Consider the following 6,422-nt stretch of genomic DNA (forward strand, 5'->3'; position numbering starts at 1 on the left):
GCCGGGCGACAGCACGCCGTTCGGCCAGCTGGTCAACGAGGTGGCACCGCGGATCGCCGGCTTCGTCACCGACAGCGAGTTGGGGCGCGACGCCGCCCTCGACGCGATCCAGGACCTCGACGCCGGCCGCGTCCGCGGCCGCGCCATCCTCGTGCCATAAGGGCCCCACGGACAGTCGGACCCGCAGGTCGATGGTGCCCCGGCGGAGGCCTGTTGAGCTCCCACCGGTGACAATCCTTCGGCCGCCCGAGCCCAGGTCGCGCCTTCGGTGTGTTCGGCGCCTGTGGCACAGTCCTGTGTGTGGGGTCGGACGAGCTACCGGACTGGTTGCCGGTCTGGTGTCGTGACCAGCTGGGTGGCGAGCCCGCCGGCGTGCTGTTCTTGTCGCAACAGGTCTCGATGGTGTTCGGCCTGCGGTTGGCCGGCGGCAGGGACGTCGTGGTCAAGGCCCGCGCCGACGATGGTCGGGCCGCGTCGTGTGTCGCGGCGCAGGCCCAGCTGGCCGAGCGCGGGTTCCCGTGTGCCCGACCGCTTACGCCGGTGGTCGGTGTCGGGGCGCTGGCCGTGCACGCCGAGGAGTTCCGGCCCGGAGGCGAGGTGTTGCACGGGGACTCGCCGGAGATGGCCGTGCGCTGTGCGGCGGTGTTCGCCCGGGTGACGGCCGAACTTGCCGACGTCGCCATCGTGCCGCCGCTGCCGAATCCGCCCTGGGTGCGCTGGGACCACACCGATTCTGGGAAGTGGCCGGCGATCGACTCCCTCGACCGCCGGGACCAGAGCGTCGTGCCCGAGCACGTTGTCCAGACGGCGCGGCGGGCCCGGGGACGGCTGCTGGCCGCCGGGTTGCCGTGCGTGCTCGGCCACGCCGACTTCGAGGCGCAGAACCTGCGGTGGCAGGGCAGGCAGGTGTCGACGGTCCACGACTGGGACAGCCTGGCGTGGCAGCCGGAGGCGGCGCTGGTGGGAGCGGCGAGCGGGTCGTTCGCCAGTGCCGGGCCGCCCACGCTGGCACCGATCGCAAGCTCCGAGGCGTTCCTGGTGGCTTATCAAACCGAGCGAGGGCGCTTGTTCACCGCCGCGGAACTGGAGATCGCATGGGCGGCCGGCCTGTGGATGGCCGCGTACAACGCCCGGGAGATGGCACTGTGCGGTGGCAGCCCGGCAGGCGGCGATGCGCTGCGGGCACAGGCCGCCGAACGCCTCCGCCGGGCTAATGCATAACAGTTCAGCCACCGCTGCCGTACGGGCGGGTGATGATCTCGAGGAAGTGCCCGCTGGGATCTTCCCAGTACACGCCGCGCCCGCCGTCATTCGTGTTGATCTCGCTGGGGCGACGTCGCCCTGGGTCGGCCCAGTAGGCCAGCCCCCGAGCGCGGATCCGGCCGAAGATCTGGTCGAACTCCGCCTCGCTGACCAGGAAGGCGTAATGCTGCGGGTGGACCGGCCCGTGGTCGTCGGCGAAGTCGAGTGAGACCTCGTTGTCGACCTGTACGACCAGGAACGGGCCGAACGGCCTAGGCGCAGCCAACCCCAGGATCTCGGCGACGAACGTGGCCGACTGCCGCTTGTCGCGGACCCGCACGATGGTGTGATTCAGCTGGACAACCATCCCTCGAGTCTGGCGCGGGGGAAGCAGTTGTGCGATCCCGGACGGCGGTCAGTGGTCGTGATGGTCCATCGCCACCTCCACCGCGATGAAACCCCCGAGCCGGGTGGTTGCCGGCCACGGTGGCGCCTCCGGCTTCCGTGTCCAACTGAGATGGGCCATCGCGAACGTGTCGTCCGACGCGCGGAAGACCACCGAGTCACAGCCCTCGCACTTCGCGATGGCTGCTAGCGCAAGACCGTGCAGTTCATGCCCCGCCGCGATCTCAGTCGCTGCCTCCTGCTCGAACGCCCGAGCGGCCTCGCCTTCTAGTCGGGACCAAGGCTCCGGGAAGTCGGTTGTAGTCACATCCGCAGGGTGCCACGGAGACGCACGCTCATGGACGGTGCGCAGTTGTGGCCTGACGTGCGCATGGTGGGTGCCGGCTCGGGTGGCCGCTCTGGCGCGATTCGCGCGGGCGACTCGCATTAGGGTCAATGTGAATGGCCGCAAACCAGACGATAAACCGCAGGCAGACGGCAATCTTTCGTCAGATCATGTCACCTAAACGAGACATTCGCCGAATTGCACCAGCTGAGGTGCATAGGCTGCTCTGAGCGTTCCGTTGACGGACGGCTGGTCACCTGGCCGACTGCCCGGCCGGCGGGACGCGGGCCTTGAACCTCAAAGGTGGCTGGCGCAACCGCGATCGATGCCGGCGACGCGGCGGCGCAGCCCGTCCAGGGAGGTGTCCACAGTGGCTGCCCTAACCCGTTGGCCCCCGCGTGGCTTTTCGTCGTCCAGACGGCGCCACGCTCGAGAAGGGGTGATGTGATGGCCGGCCGTCGCCCGTTGCCGATTCCCGACCACCGGCCGGCAAAGCTCCTCGCCGAGAAACTCCGTCTGCTCAAGGGCCGCGACATCTCGTACCGGGCCATGGGCAAAGTTACGCACACCGACCACCGCGCCTTCTCGGCCACCGCCAACGGCAGCTACCAGAGCTGGCCGTCGGTGGAGCAGTTCCTCGGCGCGGTTGCGAAGCTCGGCCGCGCGGTGACCGCGGAGGACGTACGCGAGTGCGGGGCACTGCATCGAATCGCCCACCGCAACCAGCAACAGCGCACACGGTCCACAGCGGACGTATCGGGGCCACCGGCACCCGAGCACCCGCTGCGCACCACGGCTGTTCCGCCGAGCCTGGCTTACGCCGTACACGTCGAGGACTTGGTCACGTCCCTCGTGGACCTGGTAATGGCGAAGCGCCTCGATTTCGAGGCGTGGCGGACCCGCGGTGGCGACTCGCAGGAGGCGGGACGCAGCGGCATCCCCGAGTGGGAGGTGCTCACCGGCCGGCGGCCGCCCACCTGGGCCGTAGTGCGACGGATCGTCGCGCAAGCCGGAGGCGGCACGGTCGACCTGGCCCGCTGGGAACTGGCCTGGCGACGCGTCGCGGGCGGCGAGGACGCGGTCGAAGCGACGGCGTCCGACGACCCGGGTGACTCGCCACCCCGTGCCATGCCCGACTCCGTCGCCGGCGAGCCGCAGAACGGCGAGCCGCGGACGCACGTCTGGTGGCACCCGCGATGGTTCGGTCGCAAGCGCGGCACACCGGGCGACGCTCGCCAACCCGCGGCGGGCGTGAAACGTCGACGTGGATCACATCGAGCCACGGTCGCCCGCTGACCCACGGTTCGACATCCATACTCGCGAGAGACAGGACGGCCGCCCGGGCGCGGCCGTCCTGGTGGATGAGTTCGGGTGCGCACGATCACGTGCCGCCTCCTGCTGCGCCCGTGGCGTCAGGACGACGCCGACTTCCTCTTCGACATGGAGTCGCGCTGGAAGTCGTGCGCTTCCTGGGTCCGAACCCGACGACGCGCAAGAACGCACCTCGGCCGAACCACCAGGTACTACGACACCACCAAAGAGCTATGCGCGGCCGTCAACGGTCCTCGGTGGCCGTGGTCTCGACGCGGGCGATGAGTTGCTTGAGTCGCCCGATCTCCTCGGCCAGCGCGGCATCGCCGGCGGTGGTGAGGGTGATCCAGGTGCGGCCGCGCTTGCCGGCGTACCCCTTCTCGACCTCGACCAGGCCCGCCGTCTCGAGCACGCCGAGGTGCTGGGAGAGGTTGCCGGCCGTGAGCTGCAGCTGGGTGCGCAGATAGCCGAACTCCACCCGCCGCGCCTCGTGGGCGATGGTGAGGATGCCGAGCCGGACCCGTTGGTGCACGACGTCGTCGAGGCCCGTCACCGGGTGCGGCGGCTGGTCCGGGGTCTCGGCCTCGGCGGTCACCGGCGCCACCGGCGGGCCGCCGCGAAGCCGATCCCGCCGAGCAGCAGGGCGATGCCGCTCATCAGGTGCGGCAGCAGGAAGAAGGTGTGGAAGCCGAGGAGCCCCGGCGGGATCCTGAACGTCTCGATCGGCGGCACCAACATCAAAGCCAGATATCCGAGGGTGTACGCCAGCAGGGCGACGTGGCGTTCCAGCCAGGCCAGCACCAGCAGCGCGACCCCGATCGTGCCGGCCGGGGCGATCAGCCGGTCCAGCACCATCACCCAGGCCGGGAACGGATCGGCGGGCGGCGGGTCGAGGTAGAAGAACGCCAGCACCCACGCGACGGCGGACAGGACGGCCAGCGCGACGCCGGCGAGCACGTACGGCAGCACCCGGGCGCCGAGTCCGCGTGCCCGGGTGGCCCGCACCGCGTAGACGGCGATTCCCGAGTAGGCCAGCAGCAGCGCGGGCAGCCAGTAGAACCCCCTGGACAAGCCGCGGATGTGGCACGGGGCGCCGCTCTCGATGGTCGCGCGGCCGCAGTCGGCGTTCAGGAAGAGCCAGTCGATGGGGATCGCCACGAGGCTGACCGCGGCCAGCACCAGCAGGGCGACCGGGGTCACCCGTTGGTCGAGGCGCACCCGGTGGGCGAGGGCGCGCACGTCGGACAGGAGCCTGCGGGGATCGTCCCCGGCGGACACCGAATCAGTGGTCATGCAGATATGTTTGCATTACAAACCTGTCTGCGCCAGTACCTAATTTGGGAAGCGGTCGAGATCGCGGGTGACGACCTGCTCGAAGTGGAACTCGCGGATGAAGCAGTCCCGCGGTTGGGCGACCGCGAAGATCACGCAGTCGATGACCGACCGCGCGGTGAGGTCGCTGTCCGAGCGCCGCGGCCCGTCCTGCACGAAGTCCGGTGGGAACAGCGAGATCACCCGGATCCCTTCCGGCCGGAGCCGGTGCGACAGGATCTCGGCGAGCCCGGCGTGGGCGTGCTTGGCCGCGTAGAACGCGGGATGCGCCCCCGAACGGCGGTGCCCCACCTCGCCGCAAGCGGAGATCATGTTGACGACGTCCGGCCGCGACGACGCGCGCAGCAGCGGCAACAGGTGCTTGGTCAGCAGCACGGTGCCGGTGCCGCCCGCGGCCATGACGCTCTCGATCGTGTCGTCCGAGACGTCCGCGAGGTCGTCACCCTCGACGTACACGGCACCGTTGTTGATCAGCACGTCGAGGTGGCTCGTCCGGTCGGCGACGGCCGCCGCGAACCCGCGCACCGAATCCGGTGCGCCGAGGTCGCAGCGAAACGCCTCGGCCCCACCCGGACCCCGGTCGTTGATCGCGTCCGCGACCAGCCCCGCCGCCACCGGGTCGCGGGCCGAGAGGAAGACCTGTGCGCCGCGCTCGGCGAACGCCTCGGCGAGAAGTCGACCCGTGCCACGCCCCGCGCCGGTGATGGCGACGCGCAAACCGCCAAGATCCATGGCCGACAGCGAAGCACCTGAACTCCGGTTGAGGTCAACCTGCCAACATCAACAGAACGGGTTCACGACCGCCGGGTCCGGGGTACACGATCATCGGTCGCCTGTTGCCGATGTGAGGAGATCAGATGAGTGGCGTCGCGAACCCGGCCACGGTCGAGCAGTGCCTGCGGATGGGGGCCGGCTTCACCCAGGGAGACCGCACCTGGATCGCCGAGCAGTTCGGCCCGCTGGACGCCCGCCTCGCGTCGTTCGACGCCGACGCGACCGAGCTGGAGATCTCGGTGAAGGACCGGCAGTCCCCGGGCCAGAAGGTCACCCTGGAGTGCTGGACCCGCGACCTTGACAAGATCGTCACGACGTCGACCGAGGACGACCTGCACGCCGCGATCATGGACGTGCGCGACGACCTGCGCCGCCGCCTGACCGACGCCAAGGGCCGGCGCATCCCGAGATGATCACGAGCCGGTAACCAGGACCACCTTGCCGGCCGCCTGGTTGGTCTCCATGTGCCGGTGGGCCGCGACGATGTCGTCCAGGCCGAACACCCGGTCGATGTTCGGCCGATACAGACCGGCCTCGACCTTGCGGACCACCCGCTGAAGCACCGCCGTGCCCGCGCGGCCCTTGGCGTCGTCGCTGTGGAAGGCGGTGAGCCGGGTTCCGGACGGGATCATCGCGATCGGCTCGAACTCCCGGATCAGCCAGCCGCTGAGAGAGCCGGCCACGCAGACCGTCCCGCCCCGACTCACGAGGCGCAGCGAGTCGACAACCGTGCGCGCACCGACGAGGTCGAGGACGTGGCTCGGGCCGCCGGGCCACAGCGGGCGCGCCGACCCACCGTCATCGAGCAGCACGTGGTCGACGACGTGGCTCGGGCCGGCAGGCCACGGCGAGCCCGGCGCCCCACCGTCATCGAGCAGCACGCGGTCCACGACCTGGCTCGGGCCGGCAGGCCACGGCGAGCCCGGCGCCCCACCGTCGTCGAGCAGCACGCGGCTCGGGCCGGCAGGCCACGGCGAGCCCGGCGACCCACCGTCGTCGAGCAGCACGCCGTCGACGACCTGGCTCGGCCGAC

At 70.5% G+C, this 6,422-nt stretch carries 8 protein-coding genes and 1 pseudogene; 4 read left to right on the forward strand and 5 right to left on the reverse strand.

Annotated features, from left to right (window positions below):
- Window positions 1-300 precede the first annotated feature (300 nt).
- Window positions 301-1,221, forward strand: coding sequence for a phosphotransferase (locus tag AB0H87_RS35995; protein ID WP_360156306.1), 921 nt, complete (start codon window positions 301-303; stop codon window positions 1,219-1,221).
- Window positions 1,222-1,225: 4 nt separating this feature from the next.
- Here AB0H87_RS35995 and AB0H87_RS36000 read toward each other — a convergent pair whose 3' ends face one another.
- The gene (locus AB0H87_RS36000; protein ID WP_360156309.1) at window positions 1,226-1,609 is read right to left on the reverse strand and encodes a VOC family protein; all 384 of its coding nucleotides are present in this window, start codon (window positions 1,607-1,609) and stop codon (window positions 1,226-1,228) included.
- 810 nt (window positions 1,610-2,419) lie between these two features.
- On the opposite strand from AB0H87_RS36000, the gene AB0H87_RS36005 reads away from it, so the two are divergent.
- Complete coding sequence (locus AB0H87_RS36005) at window positions 2,420-3,268, forward strand: hypothetical protein (protein WP_360156312.1); 849 nt, start codon at window positions 2,420-2,422, stop codon at window positions 3,266-3,268.
- A gap of 75 nt (window positions 3,269-3,343) precedes the next feature.
- Window positions 3,344-3,459 (forward strand): annotated as a pseudogene (locus AB0H87_RS36010) (GNAT family N-acetyltransferase); the annotation flags it as partial.
- 68 nt (window positions 3,460-3,527) lie between these two features.
- On the opposite strand, the gene AB0H87_RS36015 reads toward AB0H87_RS36010, so the two are convergent.
- Genes AB0H87_RS36015 through AB0H87_RS36025 form a run of 3 tightly spaced genes read right to left on the reverse strand, consistent with a single transcriptional unit; the run spans window position 3,528 to window position 5,347 of the window.
- Window positions 3,528-3,878 carry a transcriptional regulator gene (locus tag AB0H87_RS36015; protein WP_360156315.1) on the reverse strand — a complete coding sequence of 117 codons (351 nt, stop codon included), beginning with the start codon at window positions 3,876-3,878 and terminating at the stop codon, window positions 3,528-3,530.
- Window positions 3,875-4,576 carry a hypothetical protein gene (locus tag AB0H87_RS36020; protein WP_360156318.1) on the reverse strand — a complete coding sequence of 234 codons (702 nt, stop codon included), beginning with the start codon at window positions 4,574-4,576 and terminating at the stop codon, window positions 3,875-3,877. Before AB0H87_RS36020 ends, AB0H87_RS36015 begins: the two co-directional genes overlap by 4 nt.
- A 39-nt stretch (window positions 4,577-4,615) precedes the next feature.
- Window positions 4,616-5,347, reverse strand: coding sequence for an SDR family oxidoreductase (locus tag AB0H87_RS36025; RefSeq protein ID WP_360156321.1), 732 nt, complete (start codon window positions 5,345-5,347; stop codon window positions 4,616-4,618).
- 125 nt (window positions 5,348-5,472) lie between these two features.
- Between AB0H87_RS36025 and AB0H87_RS36030 the strand changes: the two genes are divergently transcribed.
- Window positions 5,473-5,802, forward strand: a complete 330-nt coding sequence (locus AB0H87_RS36030; RefSeq protein WP_360156324.1) for an HPF/RaiA family ribosome-associated protein — start codon at window positions 5,473-5,475, stop codon at window positions 5,800-5,802.
- Here AB0H87_RS36030 and AB0H87_RS36035 read toward each other — a convergent pair.
- A partial coding sequence (locus AB0H87_RS36035; RefSeq protein WP_360156327.1) for a zinc-binding dehydrogenase occupies window positions 5,803-6,422 on the reverse strand: 620 nt, incomplete at its 5' end.

Origin of the sequence: Asanoa sp. NPDC050611 (assembly GCF_040654855.1) — a bacterium.
GTDB lineage: Bacteria > Actinomycetota > Actinomycetes > Mycobacteriales > Micromonosporaceae > Asanoa.

What these genes read in the sequence shown, in the direction of transcription:
- AB0H87_RS36000 (WP_360156309.1), bottom strand. Translation starts at nt 1,609, where the DNA reads ATGGTTGTCCAGCTGAATCACACCATCGTGCGGGTCCGCGACAAGCGG.
- AB0H87_RS36005 (WP_360156312.1), top strand. Translation starts at nt 2,420, where the DNA reads ATGGCCGGCCGTCGCCCGTTGCCGATTCCCGACCACCGGCCGGCAAAG.
- AB0H87_RS36020 (WP_360156318.1), bottom strand. Translation starts at nt 4,576, where the DNA reads ATGACCACTGATTCGGTGTCCGCCGGGGACGATCCCCGCAGGCTCCTG.
- AB0H87_RS36025 (WP_360156321.1), bottom strand. Translation starts at nt 5,347, where the DNA reads ATGGATCTTGGCGGTTTGCGCGTCGCCATCACCGGCGCGGGGCGTGGC.
- AB0H87_RS36030 (WP_360156324.1), top strand. Translation starts at nt 5,473, where the DNA reads ATGAGTGGCGTCGCGAACCCGGCCACGGTCGAGCAGTGCCTGCGGATG.